The sequence below is a fragment of the Acidovorax sp. Root70 genome, from assembly GCF_001428225.1.
In the GTDB taxonomy this organism is placed as follows: Bacteria; Pseudomonadota; Gammaproteobacteria; order Burkholderiales; family Burkholderiaceae_C; genus Acidovorax.
Map to the genome: position 1 here is coordinate 107576 of NZ_LMHQ01000027.1, position 25775 is coordinate 133350.

Below are 25775 nucleotides of genomic sequence, written 5' to 3' on the forward strand. Positions count from 1 at the left end.
GTGGGTGAGTGAAAAGATGGCTCGACGATATCTATTGCAATCTGCGATGTGAATAACCAATCACCGCTTTTCATAATTGCGGCATGCGCAATAATGGGCCGCATGGACTATCTCGACACCCTGCGCTGTTTTGTGACCGTGGCCGATGCGGGCGGCTTTGCCGTGGCGGGCCGGCGGCTGGGCTGCTCGGCCACGGCCGTCACGCGCGCCATCGCAGCGCTGGAGGCACGGCTGGGTGTGCTGCTGTTCCAGCGCAGCACGCGCATGGTGAGGCTGACCGAGGCGGGCGAGCGCTTCTTGCAAGACTGCCGCCCCATCCTGAACGACCTGCACGAGGCCGAGCAGGCCGCCAGCGGTGCACAGGCCGAGGCCCAGGGCCTGCTGTCCGTCACCGCCCCGCAAATGTTCGGCATCCAGCATGTGGCGCCCATCGTGCAGGGCTTCTTGCAGGCCCAGCCGCGCGTGCAAGTGCGCACGCTGTTCGTCAACCGGCTGGTGCATTTGCTCGATGAAGGCATGGACGTGGCCATCCGCATCGCGCCCCTGCCCGACTCGGGCCTCACTGCAGTGCAGGTGGGCGCGCTGCGCCGCCTGGTGGTGGCATCACCCGCGTACCTGGCGCAACACGGCAGGCCACGCCACCCTGCAGACCTGAGCAACCACCGCGCCATCGGCTTTGCCTTTGATGCACGCACGCCAGCGCCCTGGAAGTTTCGCGATGGCGCCACCGGCCAGCCGCAGTTCACCTGGATCAGCAACAGCAACGAGGTGGACATTGCCGCCGCAGAGGCGGGCATTGGCCTGACCCGTTGCCTGGCCTACCAGGCCGCAGCGAGCCTGCGCGCGGGGCGGCTGCGCATCGTGCTGGCCGAGCACGAACTGCCCCCCGTGCCCGTGCACATCGTGTACCCCGCAGGGCGGCGGGCCCCGGCCAAGGTGCGCGCGTTTGTGGAATGGGCGCGCGAGCGCCTGACCAAGGAGCCGGTGCTGAACGGGCGCGGCCTGGGGCGCGGTAACGCCTTGTTGCCAATGACTTCGTAACCTGTCATCGCGCCGCCGGCGAGGGCCGTTGCATAGCTAAGTCCGACGCTGTGTCGGGCGGTTATCCGATCTGAAAGGATTTCTCATGAACAAGCTCCTCGCTGCCCTGCTCGCTGGTTTCTTTGTGACCGCCTCGTTTGCCCAAGCCCCTGCGGCCCCCGCAACGCCAGCAACTCCCGCGAAGGCCGCGGCGCCTGCGACCCCTGCCACATCGGCCATGCCCGCCACCCCAGCCACTCCCGCAATGCCCGCCACTCCGGCGGCCAAAGCCGAAGCCAAGCCCGCAGTGATGCCCGCCGCTGCCCCCGCGTCGGCCCCTGCCGAAAAGAAGGCAGAGAAGAAGGCGAAGGCCAAGAAGACCAAGGCAGCGGCAGAGAAAAAAGCCGACGCCGCCAAGCCTGAAGCAGCCAAGTAATTCACGACGCTGTACCCCACAAAAAAGCCCGCAATGCGGGCTTTTTTGTGCCAGGGCATCCACCGCTGCACGCGGGGCAGCAACCTGAACTTCCAAGGTCTGCATGCGTCGCCAGCCTCAGGCTGGCGAGCAGCCATCAATGGTGGTGGCCGTGCGCACCGTGCACATGGCGGTGCGCAATTTCTTCGGCGCTGGCGGCGCGCACTTCGGTCACCTTGCAGCTGAAGGTCAGCGCCTGGCCTGCCAGCGGGTGGTTGCCGTCCAGGTGCACTTCGGGGCCCTTGATCTTGACCACGTTGAACACGGCGGGCTGGCCGTCGTCGCCCACGCCTTGCAGCTGACCGCCGACCTTCACGCCGGGCGGGAACTCGCTTTTGGGGATGGTGCGCACCAGGCTTTCATCGCGCGCGCCAAAGGCGTCTTCCACCGCCAGCTGCAGCGTGGTGCTGAAGCCCACGGCCTGGCCGTCGAGTGCAGCCTCGACCTTGGGGAAGATGTTCTCGTAGCCGCCGTGCAGGTACGACAGGTGGCCCGCATCCAGCGGCTTGCCCTGGGGCGTGGTGACCTTGTAGATGATGGTGACGGCGGAGTCTTTGGTGATGGTGGTGGCCATAGGGGTCTTGCACTTTCTGCGCGGTGAAGAATCAGCGCGAGACGGATAGGGCTGGGCCGCCAGCCGCCGCGCGGGTCAAAACGAAACCCCGGATTGTCCACGAGGCGCCCGGTGGCATGCCGTGCGCCCCGTTCCGGGCTGGGTGAGCAGCCCTATGCGCCCACCGGGGCATCAGCCGGGCGCTCTTCCTCCGTCTGGCCGGGGTAGCGCGCAAAACGCCGCGCCTCGGTGCCGTGCACCGGGTCCTGGTCGGGCCAGGGCCAGCCGCCAAACTGGGTGCGGCGGTAGTCGTTCATGGCCTGCATGATCTCGGCCTGCGTGTTCATCACAAACGGGCCGTACTGCGCCACGGGCTCGGCGATGGGCTGGCCCTGCAGCAGCAGGCATTCCAGCGGCGTGGCGCCGGTGTTGGTCAGCAACCAGTCCTGGCCGGCCACCAGCTCCAGCGCGGCGTGCTGGCCCACGTCCTGCGGACCCACGCGCAGGCTGTCGCCCACAAAGAAGTACAGCATGCGGCGCGTGCCCTGGCCGCGTGCGGCGGGCAGCGTCCACTGCGCGCCGGGGTCCATGCGCAGCGTCCAGATGGCCACATCGCCTTCGGGCTGCGAAGCCCAGGACTCCGGTGGCGGCGACAGGGGCGCGGGCGCGCCGGGCAGGGCGCCCGCCACCACCGTCACCGTGGTGGCACGGCCCGCGTCGTCGTTGTGCACCAAGCGCGGAATGCGCTCGTTCCACAGCATGGTGAAGTGGGGCTCCACCATCTTGTTCTTCGCGGGCAGGTTCAGCCAGATCTGGAACAGCTCCAGCGGGTTGGGCTCGGTGGCGTTGAGCAGCGGGAACATCTCCGAATGCACGATGCCCTTGCCCGCCGTGACCCACTGCACATCGCCCCCGCCAAAGCGCGCGGCGGCGCCCAGCGAGTCGGAATGGTCGATGAGGCCCTTGCGCACCAGGGTGACGGTTTCAAAGCCCCGGTGCGGGTGGCCCGGAAAGCCGGGCACGGTGTCGCCGTGGTACATGCTCCAGCCGTCCTTGCGGCTGAAGTCGCTGCCGATCTGGCGGCCCTCCAGCGACACGGCGGGCGCAAACGCGCCGTTGCCTGCGGGGTAGGCGTCGTCATGGTGGGCGCAGAACAGGAACGGGTCCATCGTGGGCCACAGCGGACCCAGCGCCTGGGCCTGCACAACGGGCAGGCTGGCGGCCGACGAAGACACGGTGGGGGAGGACGACATCAAAGGCTCCTTGGGTTTGCGCCGCCGGCTATCGGGCAGCACGCCTGCCAAAGATAAGGCCAGAGGCCGCTTTCAGAAGTGCGGCGGGTGGAACAGTGCGGTGCGCTGGGCAGGACGGTGGTGGGAGTCCGGCCAGCGGGCGGCGCGCCCCATTTTTGATTAAAACCGCCTCTTGCGCCGGTATTCATTGCCAATTTTGCTACAACAAATATAGCAAACCAGTCCGCCAGGCTCATCGCGACAGGGACCGAGCGGCCGAGCGGCCCCGGTATCCCCGCTCGCGCATCACTGCGCTTGCTCGAAATCGATGAACCCGCGTTCCACATTGGTACTGACCAGCTTCACGCGGATCTTGGTCCCGACGTCAAGGTTGAACTCGCCGGACACCAGCAGCCCCTCGGCCGGTGGCGAGAAGATGCGCACCCAGGTCGCGTTGGCGTTGCGGCCAGTGACGATGGCGTCAAACCTCTGGCCGATCAGCCCCTGCATGAACAACGCTGCCTCGGACTTTCGCACGCTGCGTTCCACCTTTTGCGCCGCGTCTTCCTGGCGCGTGCAGTGCTCGGCCAGCAGGGCCAGTTCGGACACCCCGTAGGGCGGGCGCTCGCCCGCCAGCAGCGCCTTGACCATGCGCAGGCTGACCAGGTCGGGGTAACGCCGGTTGGGCGCGGTGGAATGGGTGTAGTCGCGCACCGCCAGGCCGAAGTGCCCGATGGGCTCGCCCCGCGTGTGCTCCACCACGTACTCGCCTGACCCCATCAGCTTCACGATGACCAGCGACAGGTCCGGAAACCGCACCGGATCGGCCTGGCGCTGGCGTGCCAGAAAGCCCTCCAGCGCGCGCGAGTCGGGTTGCTTGGGCAGTGCCTCGCCGTATTTGCTGGCCACTTCGACGATGCGCAGCCAGCGCTCGGGCGACCGCACCACCCGCCGCAGTGCACGGCTGCCGTGCTGCGCCAGAAACTGTGCGGTGCAGGTGTTCGTGGCGATCATGAACTCTTCGATGAGCTGGCGCGCCCGGTTCTGCACCTGCTGGCGAATGTCCACCACGCGGTCCCCGTCAAACACGGCGCGCGGCTGAAAGGTCTCCAGGTCCAGCGAGCCCTGCTGGCGTCGCCGCGCGCGCATGCGCTGCGCCACGGTGTCCTGGATGCGCAGCTGCTCGTCCATGCCGGGCACCGCGCGCGCGGCTGCGGGCAGGTCGCCTTCGCCGTCGATCCATGCGGCCACTGCATCGTAGGCGAGCTTGGCGTGGTTGCGCACCCGCGCACGGTGCACGGTGGAATGGGTGACGGCGCCTTCGGCATCCACCACCATTTCCGTCACGATGGCCAGGCGCTCCTGGCCCGGGTTCAGCGAGGTGAGGTCGGTGGAAAGCTGTTCGGGCAGCATCGCAAACACCCGCGCCGAGGTGTAGACCGATGTGGTGTTGGTGTGCGCGTGCTGGTCGATGGCGGAGTTCTTCTTGACCAGGGCGTCCACATCGGCCACGGCCACAAAAATCTTCACGACGCCATTGCTCAGCGGGCCACACGCAGTGAGCTGGTCCAGGTCGAGCGAGTCGTCATTGTCGATCGAACACCAGGGCAGCGCCGTCAGGTCGCGAATGCGCGGGTCATCGTCGTGGCTGGCGGCGCCGATGGTCTGCAGCTGCTGCAGGGCGCGCTGCGGAAACTCGGGCTCCAGGCCGCGCTCCTTCATGGCATCGGTGGCAATGCGCACCAGATCGCTGCGGTGAAAGTAGTGTTCTTTGTTCATGGCTCCAATGTACGTCTGCGATGCCACTAGCGCCGCCCGGCTGCGGCGGGCTGCAGCACTGCAAACACCACCATGGCGGCCAGGGACAGCAGGGCGGCCAACCCGAAAGCCAGCCTTGGTGCAACCGCCCACAGGGCACCCGCCACCAGGGACGCGGGCAGGTACAGGCCGCCCGTCACAAAGTTGTAGACGCCCACGGCGGTGGCGCGGCGCTCGGGCTCCAGGTCGGCGATGAAGGCCTTGCTCTGCGACTCCTCAATGGCATAGAACACACCATAAAGGCAAAAAATGCCCACCATCTCGGGGCGACTGCCCGCCAGCACCAGCCACACATTGAGGGCCGCATACAACGCATAACCCAGCACCACGATGCGGCTGCGCCCGACGTGGTCGCCAAGTCGGCCTACCAGCGGTGCAGCCACCACACAGGTGGCATTGAACAGTGCGTACAGCAGCACGACCTCGGTCAGCCCGAACCCCACGTCGTGCGCCTTGACCATGAGAAAGCCAAGGCTGAAATACGCCAGCGCAAATACCCCGGCCGGCAGCAGGAACCGCTTGAACCCCGGGCTGAGCTGTTGCCAGTTCTCGCGAACACTCTCGCGCGCATGGGGCGCAGCGCGCTGGTCTGGAATGCGCGAGAGCACCATCACGCTGGCCACGGCCGGCACAAAGGCCACCAGGAAGAGCGTGCTGTAGGTGCTGGCCGATTCGCCCAGCCACTTGAGCAGCCCATAAGCCACCAGCGGACCCAGCACGGCACCCGATTTGTCCAGCGCCTTGTGCACGCCAAAGGCATAGCCCCGCGACTCCTTGGCGGCGATGGATGACAGCCAGGCATCGCGCGGCGGGCCCCGAAAGCCCTTGCCCAGCCGCTCAATCACGCGAAAGACCGAGAGCCCCACGATGGACGATGACACCAGCAGGATCAGCTTGGCCAGTGTCGAGAATGCGTAGCCCGCGGTGGCAAACCCTTTGCGCCGGCCGCTGCGGTCGGACAGCCACCCCGCCAGGTAGTTGAGGGACGACGCCGAAAAATCCGCCAGCCCCTCGATCAGCCCCAGCAGCGCGGCGGATGCGCCGGCCACGGTGGTGAAGAACACCGCAAACACCGAGAAGATCATCTCGGAGCTCAGGTCCGTGAGAAAACTCACCAGCCCGAGCTTGAGCACATCCGGGTGGAGCCTGGAACCGGGGACATCCGCGCTGGCCGGTGATGCAGGGATGTCGTCAGGGGTCAAGCTCATGGCGTGCTTTCTGGGTCCGGTACGGCCTGATTGTGGGGCACACGCCGCCCGCGTCGGCCCTGGAGACCTGGCCCGATGGGCGCGGGCTCCGTCCTACGGATGGGAGCCCTGGCCTTGTGCTGCTGGCGGCAGCGGCGCCGGGCGCAACACCAGACCTCCCAGCAACGCCGCCACCAGCGCGCACAGGGCCGACACCCAGAACGCGAGTTGGTAGCCCGCATTGAGGGCCTCTCGCACACCGGCGCCCGCACCGCGCAGCTGTTCGGTGCGGGCGTCTGCCAGGCTGGCCAGAATGGCCAAGCCCAGCGCACCGCCCATCATGAACGCGGTGTTGACCACCCCCGACGCCAGCCCCGAGTCTTCGGGTTTCACATCGCCCATGGCGGCCAGCAGCAGCGGGTTGAGCGCAATGCCGGCGCCCACGCCCAGCAGCAGCATGCCGGGCAGCACATGGATGACAAAGCGGCCTTCGGTGGGTGCCAGCGCAAACAGGGCCAGGCCCACCGCCGCCAGCAGCAGCCCCCAGCCCAACGTGCGGCAAATGCCAAAGCGCATTACCACCCAGGCCGACAGCCCCAGCGAGCAGCCCGCCATGATGAGGTTGGACGGCAAAAACGCCAGGCCCACCTGCATCGCGTCGTAGCCCAGCACCAGCTGCATGTACAGCGCCGACAGAAAGAACCACGCAAACATCGACGCCGCCCACAGCACGCCCACCACGTTGGAGATGGCCAGGTTGCGCAGCCGCAGCAGCGGCAGCGGCACCAGCGGTGCGGTCACATGCGACTCGATGAACAAAAAGGCAGCCAGCAACGCCGCCGCAGCGCCCAGCAGCCCCAGCGACTGCAGCGAGGTCCAGCCCGCTGCGTTGCCGTTGACGATGGCGTACACCGCCAGCATCAGTGACGCGGTGATGGTGACGGCGCCCGCCACGTCCAGCCGCTGCCCGTGCGCCTGCCCCTTGCCGCCCGGCAGCAGCGCCAGGCAGGCCAGGTAGATGGCCACGCCCACGGGGATGTTGACCAGAAAGATCCAGTGCCAGCTCAACGCGCTGGTAAGCACGCCACCCAGCAGCACGCCAATGCTGCCGCCCCCGGCGCACACAAAGCCATAGACGCCCATGGCGCGCGCACGCTCACCCGGCTCGGTGAACAGATTCATGATGAGCGACAGCGCCACGGCCGACACCACGGCGCCGCCCACGCCCTGCACCGCACGTGCCGCCACCAGCAGCCCCTGCGTATTCGCCAGCCCGCAGGCCAGCGATGCGATGGTGAACAGCGTGATGCCCGCCAGGAACAGCCGCCGGTGGCCATACAGGTCGCCCAGCCGCCCGCCCAGCAACAGGCAGCCGCCAAAGGTGAGCATGTAGGCGTTGACCACCCACACCAGCGAGGTTTCGGTGAAGCCCAGGTCGGCCTTGATGCTGGGCAGCGCGACGTTCACGATGGTGGTGTCGAGCACGATCATCAGCTCGCCCAGGCACAGCAGGATGAGTGCGGGCCAGCGCGCGCGGCCTTCGATGCGGAGGGTCATGGGACGGTGGAAATCAAAAGAGATTGGCAGCGCAGTGTGTCATGCGCGTTGCGCTGGCGACTGGCGGGGCGCAAGGCCAGTGCACCCGTGAGGCTGGCTTTGCCAGTCCACCGGGTGCGTCCCCCTTCAGGCGGAGGCCGCGCAGCGAGTCAGGGAGTCCTCGTGTACTTGGCTTGCATGAACTGCTTCCAGCTGCCGTCCGGCTGCTGTCCGAATGAGGTGAGCGTGCGCTCGTTGGCGCTGACGACGGTGATCACGTCCCGGTAGCGCATGGTGGCGCCGTCGGCCTTGAAGCTGGGCCTTCGGTCTCCAGCGTCAGCACTTTCTGGTCCGCATCCAGCGTGCCACGGTACACCCACATATGCGTCATCATCGAGCCCACCCAGGTGCCGGCAAACGCCTGCTGGTCCGGGTCGTAGCCCAGCGTCATCAGCATGCGGGCCTCGCCACCCCCGCCGGGCATGGAGCCCGCCCCTTCGCACAGCACCCACAGGCTGCCCAGTGCGCGCACATGCTCGGTGCCCCGGCTTTGCGCGGGGGGTTCGCCCGGGCCCATGTCGGCCAGCGACTCGCAGGTCCAGTCGCCCAGCAGTTGCTGCAGCCAGCGGTGCATGGCGTGGGGTTCGGGGTTCATCATGGGGAGTCTCCTGGTGACGTGGTGGGCGCGCGCTCAGTCGCGGTCGGGTGCCCCGAGCGGAAAGTAGTGGCGGTAGGGGCGACCGCCTTCCACCGCGCGTGCAAACGAGGGGCGTGCGAGCAACCGGGCGCGGTAGGCGCGTAGCTGCGGGTAGGTGGCTGTGATGGGGTGCGTCCAGTCGGCATAGAACAGCGAGGGCGCCGCAGCGCAGTCCGCCAGCGAGAACGAGTCGCCCGCCGCCCAGGTGCGCCCTGCCCACATGCCCTCCAGCCAGGCGTAGGCTTTCTCCAGCTTCTCGGTGGCCCAGGCCACGCCTTCTGCCTTGCGCTCGGCGTTGCCGTTCAGCGCGGCGTTGACCGCGTGCTGCACCGGGGCCATCACGTGCAGGTCAAAGAAGCGGTCCATGAACCGCACGTCCAGCGCCGCCCGGGGGTCGGCAGGAATCAGCAGCACCGGCCCCGGGTGCGCGAGCTGCAGGTGCTCGATCACGATGCTGCTTTCCACCACCGTGTGGTCGCCGTCCACCAGCACTGGAAACTTGGCCAGCGGCCAATGGCGCAGCCAGTCGGCGGAATGGCTGACGGGCTCAGCGGGGTCGAGACTGAGCAGCTCAAACGGCGTGCCGTTCTCGTACAGCGCGATCAGCACCTTCTGGGTGTAGGACGAAAAGGGGTGGCCGTAGAGGGCGAGCATGCGGGTTCCTGCGTGTGGGTTGGTGTGGTTGGCGGGGGGCGCACTCATTCGGGGGCCACCACCATCCAGGGCACGCCAAAGCGGTCGGCCACCATGCCAAACGCCTGCGAGAAAAAGGTCTTGGTGAGCGGCATCTGCACCTTGCCGCCATCGGCCAGCGCGTCGAAATAGCGCTTGGCATCGGCCGCATTGGCCGGGCTCAGCGCCAGCGAGATGCCCTGGAAGCTGGCATGACCCGAGCCCATGCCGTCCGACGCCATGATCTGCGTGTCGCCCACGGTGAACGAGGCGTGCATGACCATCTCGGGCGTGGGGCCCGGGCCGCTGCCGTCGGCGCAGCCCTCACCAGCGGCGGGCTCGGGGTTGTCCTTGTAGCGCATGAGCATGGTGACCTCGGCGCCAAGGGCGCGGCGGTAGAACTCCAGCGCTTCATCGCAGCGGCCTTCAAACATCAGGTAGGGCTCGACTTTCATGGGGGTCTCCTGGGAGAGGGTTGACGGGTCAGGAATGATTTCGGTGCACAATTGTGAACACCGTCCACAAACCATAGCAAAGATAATGGACAGTGTCCACATCCAAGCTCCCCATGACCGTAACCACCCGCAACAAAGCTGCCGCCAACCCGCCCACTGCGCGCACCACCTACCGCCACGGGGATTTGCACCGCGCGCTGCTGGACGCGGGCATTGAACTGGCGCGCCAGGGCGGGCCCGATGCCGTGGTGCTGCGCGAGGCCACGCGCCGCGCGGGTGTGGCACCCAATGCGGCCTACCGCCATTTCGCCAACCGCGACGACCTGCTGGGCGCTGTGCGCGCCGCCGCCGTGGCGGCCGCCGCGCGGTCGATGGAGGCCGAGTTGGCCATGGTGCCCACCACCGGCAGCCCGACCGCGCAGGCCCATGCCAAGGTACGCGCCGTGGGCGCCGGCTACCTGCGGTTTGCGCACGCCGAAACGGGGCTCTTTCGCACCGCGTTCGGCGGCCGCTTCACGGTGCAGCAAACCCCCGACCCCGCCATGGGCGGCGCCACGGGGCTCAACCCCTTCCAGCACCTGAGCGCCGCACTGGACGACCTGGTCACCGCTGGCGCCCTGCCACCCGCGCGCCGCCCGGGCGCCGAATACCTGGCCTGGTCCACCGTGCACGGCATGGCTCTGCTCGCCATCGACGGGCCGCTGCGCGGCACGCCCCAGCAGATGCTGGATCTGCTGGGCCAGCGCCTGCTGGACATGGTGGAACGGGGGCTGTGAGCGCCCGGCGCACGGGCCAGTCTTGCCAAAAATCCTGTGCACGGGTGCTTGTGGACTTACGGGCCGGTAGTGCCCACCAATCATGCCTTTATTGCTATTAAATTAGCAGCAATTTCACCGCTACCTCATTCGGCAACCAGCCCATACAGCCGCGCCGTGGCCTGCACCCGCGCCACCAGCGCGCGGCGCAATGCCATGGGCCGCAGCACCTCCACCTGCGGCGACAGCCGCATCAGTTGCCCGCAGGCATGCTCCACCGATTCAATGGGGATCGTCACGGCCGTGCGGCCATCCTTGCGGCGGGACGGCGGGGCGGCGGCCACCGCACGGGCCACAGCGCTGCTGAGCGTGCGCAGGCCGCGCAGCCCTTCGGGCGTGGCCAGCAGTGCGGCCTCGCCCGTGTACAGGCCTGACTCAAAACGCCGGATCGACGCAGCCCAATAGCCGGGCAGGTCAAAGCCTGCGGGGCGTTTGGCCGGTTGGTCCAGCGCCGTGGCCGCGAGGATGTTCGACACCCGGTAGGTGCGTGGCCCGCGCGCGTCCACCCCCGCGGGCAGCGCGACCAGGTACCACACGCCCGCTTTCAGCACCAGGCCGAGCGGACTCACGGTGCGCTCTGCCGTGCGCGCCCAGCCCTCGTAGCGCAGGGTGATCTGGTGGCCGCTCCACACGGCGGCCGCCACCGTGGGCAGGTGCGGTGTGGGGTCGCTCTCGCGGTACCAGTCCACCGGGTCCAGGTGCAGGCGGGTGCTGACACGCTGCGCGTCGTCGCGCCAGGCGGCGGGGAGTGCGGCCAGCAGCTTCAGGCGCGCGCCCGCGACATCGCCGCCCAGACCCAGGTCCTGCGCAGGGCCGGGCAGGCCACTCAAGAACACGGCCTGCGCCTCGGACGGCGTGAGGCCTGTGAGCGCGGTCTTCCAGCCCGGCAGCAGTGCAAAACCACCATGGCGCCCGCGCTCGGCATAGATGGGCACGCCCGCAGCGCTGAGTTGGTCCACATCGCGGTACAGCGTGCGCACCGACACCTCCAGCGCCTCGGCCAGCGCCTGTGCGCTCATGCGGCCGCGCGTTTCCAGCAGCATCTGGAGGGACAACAAACGGCTGGCGCGCATAGGGCTTGGCAGGGGTGGTGCAAAAAGACAGAAGGCCAAAGATAGCGCAAATACCTGCCATGGGTTGGCAGGTATAGCGACACACACTGCAGCCCTGTCTTTGCCTTCTTGCCCCCATACCCTCTCAGGAGCCCCCATGCCCACCACCGATCCCCACGCCATCGTCGAACTGCGCCAATACACCTTGCACCCCCAGCAGCGCGAAGTGCTCATCGACCTGTTCGACCGGGAGTTTGTGGAAACCCAGGAGGCGCTCGGCATGCGCGTCCTGGGCCAGTTTCGCGACCTGGACCGGCCCGACCAGTTCGTCTGGCTGCGTGGCTTTGCCGACATGCCGGCGCGCCACCGCGCGCTGGAGGGCTTTTATGGCGGCCCCGTGTGGGCAGCGCACCGCAATGCCGCCAATGCAACCATGATCGATTCGGACAACGTGCACCTGCTCTGCCCGGCCTGGCCCGGTGCCACGGCCGCCCTGCCGCAGCATGCTCGGCCGCAGCCCGGCGCGCAAGGCGCCGCCGCCGGCATCCTGCAGGTCACCGTGTTCCCGTTGCGGGAGCCCGCCACACCACCGCTGCTGGACTTCTGCCGCCACCGCATGGCGCCCACCCTGCTGCGTGGCGGCGCGCGCCAGCTCGCTTGGTATTGCACCGAGCACAGTCCCAACACCTTTGCCCGCCTGCCGGTGCGCGAAGGCGAGCCCGTGCTGGTGGGCCTGGCCCTGTTTGGCGACGAGGCTGCGTTGCAGTCGTTTGCCGACAGCGGGGCCTGGGCACGCGACGTGGCGCCCGGTCTTGCCTCCTGGCTGGCGGCAGCGCCCGAGGTGCTGCGCCTGCAGCCCACCGCGCGCTCAGCTCTGCACGCCTGATGCACCTGCAAACATCCTCCCCCATTCACGCACCCACCCCGGAGCCCCCCATGTCCACCCCAGCCCACCTCATTCCCATCCCGTCGCCCACCGTGGCGCCCAGCGCCGCGCGCGACTTCGACTTCCTCATGGGCCCCTGGCGCATTCGCAACACGCGGCTGGTGCGCAGGCTCGCGGGCTGCAACGACTGGGAGGTGTTCGACGCCACAGGCACCGCGCATCCCTTGCCCGGCGGCATCGGCAACTTCGACACCTTCACACCGCTGGCCTGGAAGCCCGGTTACGTGGGCATGGCACTGCGGGTGTTCAACCCCGTCACGCAGCGCTGGAGCATCTACTGGCTGGACAACCTCACGGGCGGCCTGGACCCGGCCACGGGCCTGCTGCTACCGCCCGTGGTGGGGGGCTTCCACGACGGAGTGGGCCTGTTTGAAGGCGAGGACCTGTTCGAGGGCCGCCCGGTGCGCGTGCGCTTCGAGTGGTCGCAGATGCACACCGGCGCACCGCGCTGGCAGCAGGCGTTTTCGGACGACGGCGGCGCGACCTGGGAGGTGAACTGGGTGATGGAGTTTGCGTGGCCGGTGTGAGCGTAGGTAGCACCTCAGCACCCAGGCTAAACAATTGGAGCCAAAATAGCCCCTGGCGCTTGATGGCTGAGCGCTGTCAGCTACCAAAACAGGAGCATTTACTCACGCCATCTGGGGCGCTTTTTCCTGCACCGGGAAGTCCGTGGACGCCGCCACCGCACGCCACTGGGCCGTCTCTTTCGCCACGAAGGCATGTTTGTCGGCAATGGTTTGCAGCGTGTCCGTGCCCAGCGGCAGGCGCAGCGGGGGCGTGGGGCTGGCCACCAGCTGCATCACGGCCTGGGCCAGGCGCACGGGGTCGCCGGGCTGGTTCAGGTTGATGCGGCGCGCGGCTTCGCGCACGGCCCCAGCGCTCTCGGCGTAGTCCTCCAGCACCCGGGGTGATACGGCCAATGAGGCGCTGTCCAGAAACTCGGTGCGGAAGTACCCCGGCTCCACCACCGTGGCGTGGATGCCCAGCGGCGCCAGCTCGGCATGCAGCGCTTCGGTGATGCCCTCGACCGCGAACTTGGTGGAGCAGTACAGGCCAAACCCGGCGGCCGACTGCACGCCGCCCAGCGACGAAATGTTGATCACATGCCCGGCGCGGCGCGCGCGCATGGCGGGCAGCACGGCGCGGGTCACATGCAGCAGGCCGAACACATTGGTGTCGTACAGGCGCAGCACCTCGTCGGCGGTGGCTTCTTCGACCGCGCCCAGCAGGCCATAGCCCGCGTTGTTGACCAGCACGTCGATGCGGCCGAAGCGGTCGAGCGCCGCGCCCACGGCATGGCGGGCCTGTGCCTCGTCGGTCACGTCCAACGCCAGGGGCAGCAGGGCATCATGTACGCCCAAGCGCTTTTCGACCGAGGCGGCATCGCGCGACGTGGCGACCACGGCATCGCCCTGGGCCAGCGCGGCCTCGGCAATGCGCGCGCCGATGCCGCGCGAGGCGCCGGTGATCATCCAGACGCGGGAATACGAGGAATGGGTGGTGGTGGCTGTGGTGGGAGTCATGACAGGTCCTTGAGGTGGTGTGGAGCAATGGGCAGTGCCCATGGCGGTGGACTTTAGGCAAGCCATTGCCATGCAACTAGCCCATAATCTCTGGATTCATTCGCAAGCAACGCTTGCCAATCCACCACACAGCCGCCCGGCACAATGCCTGCTCACCATGGCCATCAATGAACTGCGCGCCATCGCCAACTTTGCCAAGGCCGCCGAGCTGGGCAGCCTGCGCCAAGCGGCGGCCGCGCAGGGCATCACGCCACAGGCGTCCAGCCAGTTGCTGGTGCAGCTCGAATCGCACCTGGGCGTGCGGCTGTTCCACCGCACCACGCGCAGCCTGAGCCTCACCGAAGAAGGGCGGCAGTTCCTGGCCTCCGCACAGCCGGGCCTGGCCACACTGCAGCACGCGGTGCAAGGCGCGCGGCGCGGGCGTGAGGCCATGGCGGGGCCACTGCGCATCGTGGCGCCGCGCTCCATCCTGCTGGAGGTGATCTGGCCGGTGCTGCACGAGTTCTGCCGCCGCCACCCCCTGGTGGAACCCGATGTGCAGCTGGACGACCGCATCGGCAACTGGGTGGAAGACCGCGTGGATGTGGGCTTCCGCTCGGGCTACCCGCCCGAGGGCGGCGTGGTGGCGCGGCGGCTGCTCACGCTGCAGCTCATCGTGTGCGCAGCGCCTGCGTACATCGCGCGCCACGGGGCGCCGGCCAGCATCGACGACCTGGCGCAGCACCGCTGCAGCGGCTTTCGCCATGCGTCCACCGGCAAGCCCATGCCCTGGGAGTTCCAGGTGGGCGACGACATCGTGGCGCGCACCATCCACCCCACGTTCTGCACCAACGACATCGAGGTGGAGGCCCGTGCGGTGCTGGGAGGCCACGCGGTGGGCCAGCTGGTGGGCCCCACGACCGCGCCGCTGGTGCGCAGCGGCCAGCTGGTGCCGCTGCTGCCCCAGCATGTGGCGCAGCACCTGGCGCTCTACGTGTACTACGGCAGCCGCACGGCGCTGCCTGCGCGCGTGCGGGCCTTCATCGACCTGGCAGTGGAGATGGTGGCCAACAACCCCGCTTACCTGCTCACGCCCAAAGAGCTGGCGACCCACAGCCCTGCGGTGCAGAAAAAGCCCCGCGCGCGAAAGCCCACACAGTAAGCGCCGAGCAGACCGTTCAGGCGGCAAAGCCGCCGTCGATCAGCAAGCTTGCGCCCGTCACCATGCCCGACTCCGGCCCCGCCAGATAAGCCACCATGCCCGCGATCTCATCGGGGTGGGCATGGCGGTTCAGGGCCATCAGGCTGTGCATGTCGCCCGCCATGGGGCCATCAGCCGGGTTCATGTCGGTGTTGACCGGGCCGGGCTGCACGTTGTTCACCGTGATGCCACGCGGACCCAGGTCGCGCGCCAGGCCCTTGGTCAGGCCCACGATGGCGGCCTTGCTCATGCCGTACACGCTGAATCCGGCCCATGGCACGCGGTCGGAGTTGGTGCTGCCGATGGTGATGACCCGGCCATAGGCGCCGCCCTGGCCCATGTGGCGCACAGCGGCCTGGGTGGCCACGAACACAGCGCGCACGTTGACGTTGAGCGTGTGGTCAAAGTCGGCCAGCGCAAAGCCGCTGAGCTCACCCGCGACGGCGACGCCCGCGTTGTTGACGAGGATGTCCAGGCGGCCCAGCTCGCGCGCAGCGCGGTCCACCGCCTGTGTGAGGGCGACGGCATCGGCGCTGTCGGCCTGCAGGGCCAGGGCCTTGCCGCCGCTCGCCGCAATATCCGCCACCAGCGCCTCGGCAGGTGCTGCGGAGCTGCTGTAGGTGAAGGCCACGGCCGCACCGTCGCGCGCCAGGCGCCACACGATCGCCGCGCCAATGCCGCGCGCGCCGCCGGTGACGAACGCGACCTTGCCCGCCAGCGGGCGGCCCGGTGATGAAGGAGCAGAGACCGGGAATATTTCAGACACAGAAGACATGGTGTTGTTTCTCCAACGAGGTGCATGCAAAAAATGGTTCGCCACCGAACCGGGAAGACCTGCAGTTTCAGAAAAACACTCATGCTCCGGTAGCCATGAATGGGCTGTATATCTTTCAACCCTTGGTTGAAAATACCGTCCATGCAACCCCTCAGCCACCTCGAATCGTTTGTGCAGTCCGCCCAGTCGGGCAGCTTTTCGGCCGCCGCGCGGCTCATGGGCCTGACGCCCGCCGCCGTGAGCAAGAACGTGGCGCGGCTGGAGGCCAGCCTGGGCGTGCGGCTGTTCCAGCGCAGCACGCGCAGCCTCACGCTCACCGAGGGCGGGCAGCGCCTGCTGGCACAAGTGGGCCCGCCTCTCACCGCCCTGGCCGATGCGGTGGACCATGCGGCCGAGGCCGAGCAACAACCGGCGGGCACGCTCAAGGTCAGCATGGGCCAGGCCTTTGGGCGTGCTTATCTGGTGCCGCTGCTCACCGAGTTCTTGCAACGCTACCCGGCCATCCAGCCCGACTGGCGCTTTGAGAACCGGCAGGTGGATTTGATCGGCGAGGGCTTTGACGCCGGCATTGGCGGCGGCCTGAACCTGAACCCCGACATGGTGGCGCGCACGCTGGGCCCCATCCACCTGGTGGTCGTGGCCGCGCCTGCGCTGCTGCAGGGCCGCAAGCGGGCGCCGCGCCACCCGGCGGACCTGGCGCAGTGGGATGGCATTGCACGGCGCAACATCCGCACCGGGCGCATCAACGTCACCACGCTGCGCAACAAGGCCGGCGATGCGGCTCCCGTGGAGCTGCGCCCGCGCGTGGTGTTCGACGACCCCGAGGCCATGTGCCAGGCCGCGCTGATGGGCCTGGGCCTGGCCGTGCTGCCCATGCCGTTTGCGCAGCCCTGGTTGGCGCGGGGCGACCTGGTGCGGGTGCTGCCCGGCTGGTGGGCCGATGCAGGGCCGACCTCGCTGTACTACCCCAGCAAGAAGCTGCTGCCCGCACGCACCCGGGTGTTTGTGGACTTTGTGGTGGAGCAGTTCAGCACGCGCGGCTTTGCGCAAAGGGTGCGCGGGGACTGACTGGCACAGCGGTGGGGCTAGGCCACGGCAGCGCGGTGGCAATAATGGGCCTTTGCAACCGCTCTGGACCACATCCATGCCCCAACACATCGGCATCGTGGGCTGCTCCGCCGAAGGGGCTGCTTTGTGTTACCGCACCCTGTGCGCCGAAGGCGCTGCGCTGCTGGGCCGCCCGCATGCGCACCCCGAGGTGACGCTGCACACACCGTCGCTGGCCGACTATGTGGACTGCCTGGACCGGAATGACCTGCAAGGCGTGGCCGACCTGATGCTGGCCTCCGCCCACAAGCTGGCCCGTGCAGGCGCCGATTTTCTGATCTGCCCCGACAACACCATCCACCAGGCGATGGACCGCGTGCTGCCCCACTCGCCGCTGCCCTGGCTGCACATTGCCGAGGTGGTGGCGGCCGAGGCGGCAGCGCGCGGCCACCGGCGTCTGGCCCTGACCGGCACGCGCTGGCTGGTGGACAGCAGCGTGTACCCCGATGCGCTGCAGGCCCAGGGCCTGCAATGGGTGCGCCCCACCGAAGCTGAACGCAGCGAGATCAACCGCACCATCATGGACGAGCTGGTGCCCGGCCTCATTCGCCCTGAGGGCGTGGCCCTGTTCCAGCAGATCATCGCCCGCATGCAGCGCGAGGAAGGCTGTGATGCCGTGGTGCTGGGCTGCACCGAGATCCCGCTGATCCTGAGCGATGCCAACTCCCCGCTGCCCACGCTGGACTCCACCCGCCTGCTGGCCCGTGCTGCGCTGCGGCGGGCCGTGCAGGCTGACTGAACGAACTACTTGAGCCGCTGCGCCACCACGGCGTCCAGCGAGGCCATGAAGGTCTCCACGGCCCGCGTGTAGGCGCTCTCCAGGCCCAGCTGCGCGTTGATCTCGCCATGGGTCAGCTCTTGCGGCAGCACCTCGGCACGGCCGCCCAGGTCGCGCACGCGGCGGGCCATGCCCTGCGCCTGCAGGCAGGGGTGGTCGGGGCGCTCGGTGGAGCAGACAAACTGGAACGGCGGCACCGGCCCTGACAGCGCGTGGTAAGGCGACACCGCCGCCCAGAACAACGGGTTGGCACCCATCACCTCGTCATAGAACGGGTAGTGCGGCGCGGTCATCACCACCGGCACATTGAGCGCCGCGCTGTCCAGCGACACGGTGCCCAGCCAGGGCCAGGCCCCCTCACGCTGGGCCAGGGTGGGCGATGCATTGATGAGCGACACCAGGTGCGCGCCCGCTGAGTGCCCCATCAGGATGAACCGCGATGCGTCGGCGCCCCAGCTGGCAGCACGGCTTTGCGCGGCGGCCAGCGCCATGGCCACGTCCTGCGCCTCCTGCAGCACGTTCACGGTGGGGTACAGGCGGTAGTTCACCGAGATGAACACAAAGCCCTTGGGCACCCAGCGCGCCACCTTCTCCTGCACCACGCGGGACATGGCCTTGTCGCCCGTGCGCCAGGCGCCGCCATGCACCATGAAGATCACCGGCGCGCGCGTACCGCTGGCCACCGCAGCGCTGCTGACGGCACTGCCAGCAGCGGGCAGGTAGACATCCATGCGCTGCAGCGGGTCCGCACCATAGGGCACATCGGCCAGGCGCTGCACACCGGCGGGCAAGGCCGCGGCGGTGTCGCGCAACTGGGCAAAGGGCCCCAGCCCGCGCAGCTGGGCGTGGGCGGGCGGGGTCAGCACAGCGGCCAGCGCACACAGCGCTGCGCCCAGGCCTGTGCGCAGGGAGGCGAACGCGGAGAGTGGGGTGGAAGGACGGGACATGCGGGATCTCCTGGCTCAATGAATGGACGGTGATGGATCAGGGCCGCGCGGGGCAGGCCATGGGGGCGCCGCTGGCGTCAAAGCAGCTGGCGCTGCGGGAACGGCCGGTGTCCGCGTTGTACGAGCTGCTGGTCTGCACGCTGTTGCCGGTGGTGGCGCTGGTGGCCGTGGTGGTGCGGCCCTGCGTCACGCTGCCGTCAGCGCTGCGCGTGGCGGCGCCCGTGCTCTGCAGCGTGCCCCGGTCGCCCTGGGCGGTAATGGCGCTGCTGTGGCTGGCCGTGCCATCGGCATTCCTTGCGCTCTGGCCCTGGCGCACCGCCGTGGCGCCGTTGGGGCCCACCGCGGCGGCGCCGCTGCGCACGCTGCCGTGGCCCTGGCCGTCGGTGGTCACGCTGCGGCCGCGCAGCACGCCCCCACCGCCCGGCGCTGCGCGGACCACGCCGGTGCGTGCGGTGGTGCTGCCATCGGCGTTGTGCTCCACCGTGTGGCGGCTGCGTGCGCTGGCATCGCTGGCCGCCAGGAGCAGCAGTGCGCCCACGGCGAGGGCGGCCAGCAGCATGGCGCGGTAGGTGGCAACGGGGGCGGTTGGTGTTGGGGCGAAAGAGAACATGGCGGTGGGCTCCTTGCAACAGATCAAAGGGTGCGAAGCAGCAGGGTGCTGCGATGGGCTGAACTATGGCCGCGAGGTATGAGCCAGTTGTGGCGCCCGCTGCACGATGTATGACAAAGCATGACAAACCACCGGCACGCGTCATGCGTTGTCATGCACCGGATCACATGCCCGCGCTGGCGCCCGGTGTTTTCGGCCCTACCATTGGCACGCAGCCTTGGCTGCACTCACCCGACGCTGCCACACCCACACACCGCCCCATGACGGAAGCCCTGGCCAAGATCCTGGTCGCCGATGACGAACCCGACCTGCGTGCGCTGCTGCAGCGCTACCTGAGCGACCAGGGCTACAGCGTGCGCACGGTCGATGGCGCGGGCCCGCTCGATGTGCTGCTACAGCGCGAGCGCTTTGACGTGCTGGTGCTCGACGTGATGATGCCGGGCGAGGATGGCCTGTCGATCTGCCGCCGCTTGCGCGCGCAGGGCGAGACCATTCCCATCCTGATGCTCACCGCGCGCGGAGACCCGGTGGACCGTATCGTGGGCTTGGAGATGGGCGCCGACGACTACCTGCCCAAGCCCTTCAACCCGCGCGAGCTGCTGGCCCGCATCCAGGCCATGGTGCGCCGCCAGCGCCTGCTGGGTGCGCACACCGGGCCGCGCCAGACGGGCGGACGCATCGATTTTGGCGCGTTCACGCTGTGGCTGGATGAGCGCCGGCTGGAACGCCACGGGGGCGCCGACGGCGACGGCGCCCAGGACGTGCCCCTGACCACCGGCGAATTCGCGCTGCTGCAAGCGCTGGCACAGCAACCGCACCGGCCCCTGGGCCGTGACCGGCTCATCGCGCTGGCCCATGGCCCCGACCACACCGCCACCGACCGCAGCATCGATGTGCAGGTGATGCGCCTGCGCAAGCTCATCGAGGCCGACCCTGCCCAGCCGCGCCACATCCGCACCGTGTGGGGCGTGGGCTATGTGTTCGTGCCCGATGGCGCAGCGCCGGGCGGCGGAGGCAAGCCATGACGCCCTCCACCACACCCCAGCCCACCCGGGGCTGGTGGCCGCGCAGCCTGCTGGGCCGCAACCTGCTGCTGATGGCGGTGCTGATCGTGCTGGGTCAGCTGGTGGCGGCTGTGCTGGTGCGGCAGATGATCTTTCAGCCCCGCGTGGCGCAGGTGGCTGATGGCGTGGCACGCAACGTGGGGGCGCTGCGCGCGGGGCTGCAGGCGCTGCCCCCGGCAGAGCGCGCCGCATTTGTCGAGGCGTTCAACCAGCAGGCCGTGCGGTCGGCCCCACCGGTGGCAGCGGAGAACGCTGCGCGGCGTGCGCTGCTGTCGCCCATGGAGCGGCAGTTTGTGCAGGCGGTGTCGCGCCGCCTGGGGGCGGACGATACGCCAACAAATACTTCGCAACCCGTATGGCGCCGCGACAGCACGGGCGTGCTGGCCCTGCGTGTGGTGCACCAGGGGCCGGAGGGGGCGGAGACCTATTGGCTGAACCTGCCCAGCGTGTTCCCCACGCGCGAGTTCACCGGCGCCTGGCTGGCCGCGACGCTGGCCAGCATGCTGCTGGCGCTGCTGGGGGCCTGGTGGCTGCAGCGGCACATCAACCGCCCGCTGGCGCAGGTGGTGGCAGCGGCCCGGCAGCTGGCGCAAGGCCAACCGCCCGCGCCGCTGCCCGAGGACGGCCCCGAAGAAATCGCCACCGTGGGCCGCAGCTTCAACCACATGGCGCACAGCCTGGCCGCGGCCGAGCAGGAGCGTGCGCTGATGCTGGCCGGGGTGTCGCACGACCTGCGCACCCCGCTGACCAAGCTGCGCCTGGGCGTGGAGATTGCCGGTGCACAGGTGGATGCACCCCTGGCCGCGAGCATGGCCCGCAGCATCGACGAGATGGACGGCATCGTGGGCCAGTTTCTGCAGTTTGCGCGGGTGGGTTCCAACGCAGGCGAGACCGAGGCGCCCACCCCGGCGTCGCTCAACGACCTGGCCCAGGCCGTGGCCGAGGCGCAGGCCGACCATGGGCGCACCGTGCGGCTCGCGCTGGGCACGCTGCCCAATGTGCCGGTGCGCCCCCAGCCCCTGCGCCGCGCGCTGGACAACCTGGTGGAAAACGCCTGGCGCCATGGCACGCCACCGGTGCTGCTGCGCACGGGGGTCGATGCCGACGGCGTGTGGCTGGAAGTGCAGGACCAGGGCCCGGGCATCGCCCCGGCAGAGCTGGACCGCATTCGCCAGCCCTTTGCGCGCGGCGATGGCGCGGCACGTTCGGGCGCATCGGGCGCGGGGCTGGGCCTGGCCATTGTGGAGCGCGTGGCGCGCAGCCACGGCGGGCGGCTGGAGCTGCACAGCGCGCCGGGCGCGGGGCTGCGCGCGCGGCTGGTATTGCCACGGAGCGAGCGGGGCTGATGCCGCCGGGCGCGCCCTGCGAACGCCCAGGACATGCCGCACCCTGAAAATTCAGCCAAAAGTGCCGCAAGCGCTAGTGCAATATACGACAACAGCTCTCAAATCAATAGCAAATCAATGAACCTGACAGGCCCTCAGGCCACCGGCATCTTCAGCTTGCGGTACAGCGTCTGGCGGCTGATGCCCAGCTGGCGCGCGGCCTGCGACATGTTGCCGCGCGCAGCCTGCAGCGCCTGATCGATGGCGGCTTGGGACAGCTGCTGCAGGCTCAGGCTGGCTGGCAGGCCGTCCACACCAGCGCCCACTGCGGCATCGCTGCGCGGGCTGGCGGGCACCGCCGTCAGCGCCTGCACCAAGTCGTCCGGCATGTGCTCCCAGCCCAGGGTGTCTTCGCCCTCGGCCAGCATGGCGCAGGCGGTGCGCAGCACATTGGCCAGCTGGCGCAGGTTGCCGGGCCAGGGGTAGGCGGCCAGGCGGGCCAGCAGGTCGGGCGCCACCTGCACTTCAAAACCCAGACCCTGTTCGGTGGCCAGGTCGGCCAGCAGACGCTGCAGCAGCGCCACAAAGTCGCTGCGCTCGCGCAGTGCGGGCAGCTGCACCGTGAGGCCGTTGATGCGGTAGTACAGGTCTTGCCGAAAGCGCCCTTGCTCCGCCGCCTGCATGAGCTGGTTGTGCGTGGCGCAGACCAGTGCAAAGTCCACCGGTACGGCCTTGCTGGCGCCCACGGGCGTCACGCTGCGCTCCTGCAGCACGCGCAGCAGGCGGGTCTGCAGGGCCAGTGGCATGTCGCCGATTTCGTCAAGGAACAGCGTGCCGCCATGGGCCTCACGCAGGCGGCCCAGGTGGCCCTCCTTGCGCGCACCGGTGAAGGCACCGGCCACATGGCCGAAGAGTTCGGATTCGATCAGGTGCTCAGGGATGGCTGCGCAGTTGATGGCCACAAACGGCGCATCGCGGCGCGGGCCGCTGCCGTGCAGCGCACGCGCAAACACCTCCTTGCCCACGCCCGACTCGCCCTGCACCAGCACCGCAATCGGCTTGCCCACCACGCGGCGGGCCTTGTCGGCGGCGGCGCGCCAGCGGGCGTCGCCGGTGTCCAGCTGGGCCAGTGCATCTTGCGTGGGCGCGCTGGCCGCAGCGGCGGGCCGTGTAGGGGTGGCGACCCAGGCGGCGTCCATCTGCACCTGGGCAAACAGCAAGGCACCTTGCAGCGTGCGCAAGGCCTGCGGTTGCTGGGGGCGGCGCTTGTGGTGCGAGAGCAGGTCATCCGTCCGCACGTCCAGCACCCGCTCCAGCAAGGTGGCGCCCACATCGCCCGCGTGCAGGCCCAGTTGGGCCAGGGCCACGCGGTTGGCGCCCACGATCCAGCCGTCCGCCGACACGGCCACGATGCCCTCGGCCACGCTGCCAATGCCCTCGGGCGCGCTGTGCAGGTGCAGGCGGATGTTGCGTTTGCAGGTGGCGGCCAGCAGGCGGTTTTCGATCATGCGGGCGGCCGTGCTGACCAGGCCCAGCGTGTGGGCGTGGCCGTGGCGGTAGTCGCCCGAGATGTCGAGGATGCCCAGCAGCTCGCCGGTGGCCGACAAGATGGGCGAGGCCGCGCAGGTGAGAAAGTTGTTGCGCTCCAGAAAATGCTCGCCGCCGTGCACCTCCACCGCGCAGGCCTCGGCCAGGGCGGTGCCGATGGCGTTGGTGCCCCGGTGCGCCTCGTGCCAGGAGGCGCCGCTGGTCAGCGCCACGCGCTCGGCCTTGTCCACAAAGTGCGGGTCGCCCAGCGTGTGCATCAGCATGCCGCGCCGGTCGGCCAGCACCACCACGCTCTGGCTGTGGCGCACTTGCTCGAACAGGTATTCCATCACCGGCCGCGAATGCGCCAGCAGCTCGGGGTTGCTGGCCAGCACCTGGCGCAGCGTGCCGCTGCTGGGATGGTCGATGGCCTGCGGCCGCCCGGTGGGCAGCAGGCCGGCCGCCATGCTGCGCGACCAGGATCGCGCCAGGCGCTCGTCCACCAGGCCGCTGGGGCACTGGCCAGAGTCCAGCAGATGCTGGCGGGCCTGTCGCAGGGCGACGGGGGAGGTGTTGGGGCGCACGCTTTGTCTCCGTGCGGGCTCAGGGCGGCCCGCTTTTGGTGTGTGGGCCAGTATGGCGGGCTCGACGGCGCGGGGCAAGGGTGTGGGCGCAAGCGGGGCGCCAACTGTTCCATTTCGTGACAGGTGTCGCGGCCCGGGACACCCGGGCGCGGGCGACTGCAACAGGTATCCGCACTGGGCGGCCCAAAAAAACCAATGAAATCAACATTTCGCGCGCCCTGGCGTGCTGGCATGTGTTTTGAGTAAGGGGTTGGCATCGGACAGGCGCTACAGAGCCCACCCGATACACACAACCATCGCAGGAGACAACACCATGACCGTTTACGCAGCCCCCGGCGCCGCTGGCGCCAAGATCACCTACAAGCCCCGCTACGACAACTTCATCGGCGGCAAATTCGTACCGCCCGTCAAGGGCCAGTACTTTGACGTCATCACGCCCGTGAGCGGCAAGGTCTACACCCAGGCCGCGCGCTCCACCGCCGAAGACATCGAACTGGCGCTGGACGCCGCGCATGCCGCCGCCGACAGCTGGGGCAAGACCGATGCCGCCACGCGCGCCAACATCCTGCTCAAGATCGCCAACCGCATCGAAGAGAACCTGGAGCGCCTGGCCTATGCCGAAACCGTGGACAACGGCAAGGCCATCCGCGAGACGCTGAACGCCGACATCCCGCTCACCGTGGACCACTTCCGCTACTTTGCGGGCTGCGTGCGGGCGCAAGAAGGCGCATTGAGCAACATCGACGAGAACACCGTGGCGTATCACATCCAGGAGCCGCTGGGCGTGGTGGGCCAGATCATTCCGTGGAACTTCCCCATCCTGATGGCCGCGTGGAAGCTGGCCCCGGCGCTGGGCGCAGGCAACTGCGTGGTGCTCAAGCCCGCAGAGTCCACGCCGATTTCCCTCCTCATCCTGGTGGAGCTGATTGCCGACCTGCTGCCGCCTGGCGTGCTGAACATCGTCAACGGCTTTGGCCGCGAGGCCGGCATGCCGCTGGCGCAGAGCAAGCGCATCGCCAAGATCGCGTTCACCGGCTCCACCAGCACCGGCCGCGTGATTGCGCAGGCCGCCGCCAACAACCTCATCCCCGCCACGCTGGAGCTGGGCGGCAAGAGCCCCAACATCTTCTTTGCCGATGTGATGGACAAGGACGACGCCTTCCTGGACAAGGCCGTGGAAGGCCTGGTGCTGTTCGCGTTCAACCAGGGCGAGGTGTGCACCTGCCCATCGCGCGCACTCATTCAGGAATCGATCTACGACAAGTTCATGGAACGTGTCTTGAAGCGCGTGGCCGCCATCAAGCACCAGAACCCGCTGGACACCGACAGCATGATGGGCGCGCAGGCCTCCAAAGAGCAGCTGACCAAGATCCTGAGCTACCTGGACCTGGGCAAGCAGGAAGGCGCGGAAGTGCTGGCTGGCGGCGGTCAGGCCCACCTGGGCGGCGACCTGGAAGGCGGCTACTACGTGCAGCCCACGCTGTTCAAAGGCCACAACAAGATGCGCATCTTCCAGGAAGAAATCTTCGGCCCCGTGCTGGCCGTGACCACCTTCAAGGACGAAGCCGAAGCGTTGGCCATTGCCAACGACACGCTGTACGGCCTGGGCGCCGGCGTGTGGAGCCGCAACGGCAACGTGGCCTACCGCATGGGCCGCGCGATCAAGGCAGGCCGTGTGTGGACCAATTGCTACCACGCGTACCCCGCGCACGCAGCGTTTGGTGGCTACAAGGAGTCGGGCATTGGGCGTGAGACGCACAAGATGATGTTGGACCACTATCAACAGACCAAGAACCTGCTGGTGTCGTACTCGGAAAACAAGCTGGGCTTCTTCTGATCTCTGGGAACAGACACGAGATCAAGACAAAGCAAGGGGAGCTGGCAACAGCTCCCCTTT

General features: G+C 68.6%; 24 protein-coding genes and 1 pseudogene. 11 read left to right on the forward strand and 14 right to left on the reverse strand.

All coding sequences use genetic code 11. The annotated features are described in order from the left end of the window. Window positions 1–102 precede the first annotated feature (102 nt). Window positions 103–1041, forward strand: a complete 939-nt coding sequence (locus ASD94_RS13745; protein ID WP_056644136.1) for a LysR family transcriptional regulator — start codon at window positions 103–105, stop codon at window positions 1039–1041. A gap of 85 nt (window positions 1042–1126) precedes the next feature. Next, window positions 1127–1456: a hypothetical protein gene (locus ASD94_RS13750; protein WP_056643835.1), complete on the forward strand. Its 330-nt coding sequence runs from the start codon at window positions 1127–1129 to the stop codon at window positions 1454–1456. Window positions 1457–1592: 136 nt separating this feature from the next. Here ASD94_RS13750 and ASD94_RS13755 read toward each other — a convergent pair whose 3' ends face one another. From ASD94_RS13755 to ASD94_RS13790, 8 genes and pseudogenes are all read right to left on the reverse strand, one after another. Continuing rightward, complete coding sequence (locus tag ASD94_RS13755; RefSeq protein WP_056643837.1) at window positions 1593–2069, reverse strand: peptidylprolyl isomerase; 477 nt, start codon at window positions 2067–2069, stop codon at window positions 1593–1595. 152 nt (window positions 2070–2221) lie between these two features. After that, complete coding sequence (locus tag ASD94_RS13760) at window positions 2222–3301, reverse strand: pirin family protein (RefSeq protein ID WP_056643839.1); 1080 nt, start codon at window positions 3299–3301, stop codon at window positions 2222–2224. A 285-nt stretch (window positions 3302–3586) separates the two neighbouring features. Next, entirely contained in the window at window positions 3587–5059 is a 1473-nt protein-coding gene (locus tag ASD94_RS13765; protein ID WP_056643841.1) for an RNB domain-containing ribonuclease, read from the reverse strand. Window positions 5060–5085: 26 nt separating this feature from the next. After that, window positions 5086–6306 carry an MFS transporter gene (locus ASD94_RS13770; RefSeq protein ID WP_056643843.1) on the reverse strand — a complete coding sequence of 407 codons (1221 nt, stop codon included), beginning with the start codon at window positions 6304–6306 and terminating at the stop codon, window positions 5086–5088. Between the two features lie 93 nt (window positions 6307–6399). Next, the gene (locus ASD94_RS13775; RefSeq protein WP_056643845.1) at window positions 6400–7842 is read right to left on the reverse strand and encodes an MFS transporter; all 1443 of its coding nucleotides are present in this window, start codon (window positions 7840–7842) and stop codon (window positions 6400–6402) included. Between the two features lie 149 nt (window positions 7843–7991). Further along, window positions 7992–8479, reverse strand: a pseudogene (locus ASD94_RS13780) (DUF1579 domain-containing protein). A gap of 33 nt (window positions 8480–8512) precedes the next feature. After that, window positions 8513–9172 carry a glutathione S-transferase family protein gene (locus ASD94_RS13785; protein ID WP_056643847.1) on the reverse strand — a complete coding sequence of 220 codons (660 nt, stop codon included), beginning with the start codon at window positions 9170–9172 and terminating at the stop codon, window positions 8513–8515. A 44-nt stretch (window positions 9173–9216) separates the two neighbouring features. Then, complete coding sequence (locus ASD94_RS13790) at window positions 9217–9645, reverse strand: VOC family protein (RefSeq protein ID WP_056643850.1); 429 nt, start codon at window positions 9643–9645, stop codon at window positions 9217–9219. Between the two features lie 113 nt (window positions 9646–9758). Here ASD94_RS13790 and ASD94_RS13795 point away from each other — a divergent pair, with 113 nt between their 5' ends. After that, window positions 9759–10421 carry a TetR/AcrR family transcriptional regulator gene (locus ASD94_RS13795; protein WP_056643852.1) on the forward strand — a complete coding sequence of 221 codons (663 nt, stop codon included), beginning with the start codon at window positions 9759–9761 and terminating at the stop codon, window positions 10419–10421. A 125-nt stretch (window positions 10422–10546) separates the two neighbouring features. Here the strand turns inward: ASD94_RS13795 and ASD94_RS13800 are convergent, their stop codons facing one another. Further along, complete coding sequence (locus ASD94_RS13800; protein WP_056643854.1) at window positions 10547–11533, reverse strand: YafY family protein; 987 nt, start codon at window positions 11531–11533, stop codon at window positions 10547–10549. A gap of 136 nt (window positions 11534–11669) precedes the next feature. Between ASD94_RS13800 and ASD94_RS13805 the strand changes: the two genes are divergently transcribed. Then, the gene (locus ASD94_RS13805) at window positions 11670–12398 is read left to right on the forward strand and encodes an NIPSNAP family protein (protein ID WP_056643856.1); all 729 of its coding nucleotides are present in this window, start codon (window positions 11670–11672) and stop codon (window positions 12396–12398) included. Window positions 12399–12448: 50 nt separating this feature from the next. Continuing rightward, window positions 12449–12985 carry a hypothetical protein gene (locus ASD94_RS13810; RefSeq protein WP_056643858.1) on the forward strand — a complete coding sequence of 179 codons (537 nt, stop codon included), beginning with the start codon at window positions 12449–12451 and terminating at the stop codon, window positions 12983–12985. A 102-nt stretch (window positions 12986–13087) separates the two neighbouring features. Here the strand turns inward: ASD94_RS13810 and ASD94_RS13815 are convergent, their stop codons facing one another. Next, on the reverse strand, window positions 13088–13981 hold the full coding sequence (locus ASD94_RS13815) for an oxidoreductase (RefSeq protein WP_056643860.1): 894 nt from the start codon (window positions 13979–13981) through the stop codon (window positions 13088–13090). Between the two features lie 157 nt (window positions 13982–14138). On the opposite strand from ASD94_RS13815, the gene ASD94_RS13820 reads away from it, so the two are divergent. After that, window positions 14139–15122, forward strand: coding sequence for a LysR family transcriptional regulator (locus ASD94_RS13820; RefSeq protein ID WP_056643862.1), 984 nt, complete (start codon window positions 14139–14141; stop codon window positions 15120–15122). Between the two features lie 16 nt (window positions 15123–15138). Here ASD94_RS13820 and ASD94_RS13825 read toward each other — a convergent pair whose 3' ends face one another. Further along, window positions 15139–15936 (reverse strand): SDR family oxidoreductase, encoded by a 798-nt coding sequence (locus tag ASD94_RS13825; RefSeq protein WP_056643864.1) that lies wholly within the window; start codon window positions 15934–15936, stop codon window positions 15139–15141. A 141-nt stretch (window positions 15937–16077) separates the two neighbouring features. On the opposite strand from ASD94_RS13825, the gene ASD94_RS13830 reads away from it, so the two are divergent. After that, a complete protein-coding gene (locus tag ASD94_RS13830; protein ID WP_056643865.1) occupies window positions 16078–17004 on the forward strand; it encodes a LysR family transcriptional regulator in 927 nt (308 codons plus the stop codon). Between the two features lie 76 nt (window positions 17005–17080). Then, window positions 17081–17782, forward strand: coding sequence for an aspartate/glutamate racemase family protein (locus ASD94_RS13835; RefSeq protein WP_056643867.1), 702 nt, complete (start codon window positions 17081–17083; stop codon window positions 17780–17782). Window positions 17783–17787: 5 nt separating this feature from the next. Here ASD94_RS13835 and ASD94_RS13840 read toward each other — a convergent pair whose 3' ends face one another. Together ASD94_RS13840 and ASD94_RS13845 are read right to left on the reverse strand one after the other, a co-directional pair. Then, window positions 17788–18768, reverse strand: coding sequence for an alpha/beta hydrolase (locus ASD94_RS13840; RefSeq protein WP_056643869.1), 981 nt, complete (start codon window positions 18766–18768; stop codon window positions 17788–17790). A 37-nt stretch (window positions 18769–18805) separates the two neighbouring features. Further along, a complete protein-coding gene (locus ASD94_RS13845; RefSeq protein WP_056643871.1) occupies window positions 18806–19378 on the reverse strand; it encodes a hypothetical protein in 573 nt (190 codons plus the stop codon). A 260-nt stretch (window positions 19379–19638) separates the two neighbouring features. On the opposite strand from ASD94_RS13845, the gene ompR reads away from it, so the two are divergent. Together ompR and ASD94_RS13855 are read left to right on the forward strand one after the other, a co-directional pair. After that, window positions 19639–20403, forward strand: a complete 765-nt coding sequence (gene ompR, locus ASD94_RS13850) for a two-component system response regulator OmpR (RefSeq protein ID WP_056644138.1) — start codon at window positions 19639–19641, stop codon at window positions 20401–20403. Continuing rightward, window positions 20400–21788 (forward strand): ATP-binding protein, encoded by a 1389-nt coding sequence (locus ASD94_RS13855; protein ID WP_056643872.1) that lies wholly within the window; start codon window positions 20400–20402, stop codon window positions 21786–21788. The genes ompR and ASD94_RS13855 overlap by 4 nt, the downstream gene beginning before the upstream one ends. Before the next feature lie 134 nt (window positions 21789–21922). Here the strand turns inward: ASD94_RS13855 and ASD94_RS13860 are convergent, their stop codons facing one another. After that, complete coding sequence (locus ASD94_RS13860) at window positions 21923–23878, reverse strand: sigma-54-dependent Fis family transcriptional regulator (RefSeq protein ID WP_056643874.1); 1956 nt, start codon at window positions 23876–23878, stop codon at window positions 21923–21925. 313 nt (window positions 23879–24191) lie between these two features. On the opposite strand from ASD94_RS13860, the gene ASD94_RS13865 reads away from it, so the two are divergent. After that, complete coding sequence (locus tag ASD94_RS13865; protein ID WP_056643876.1) at window positions 24192–25715, forward strand: aldehyde dehydrogenase family protein; 1524 nt, start codon at window positions 24192–24194, stop codon at window positions 25713–25715. Window positions 25716–25775: the final 60 nt, after the last annotated feature.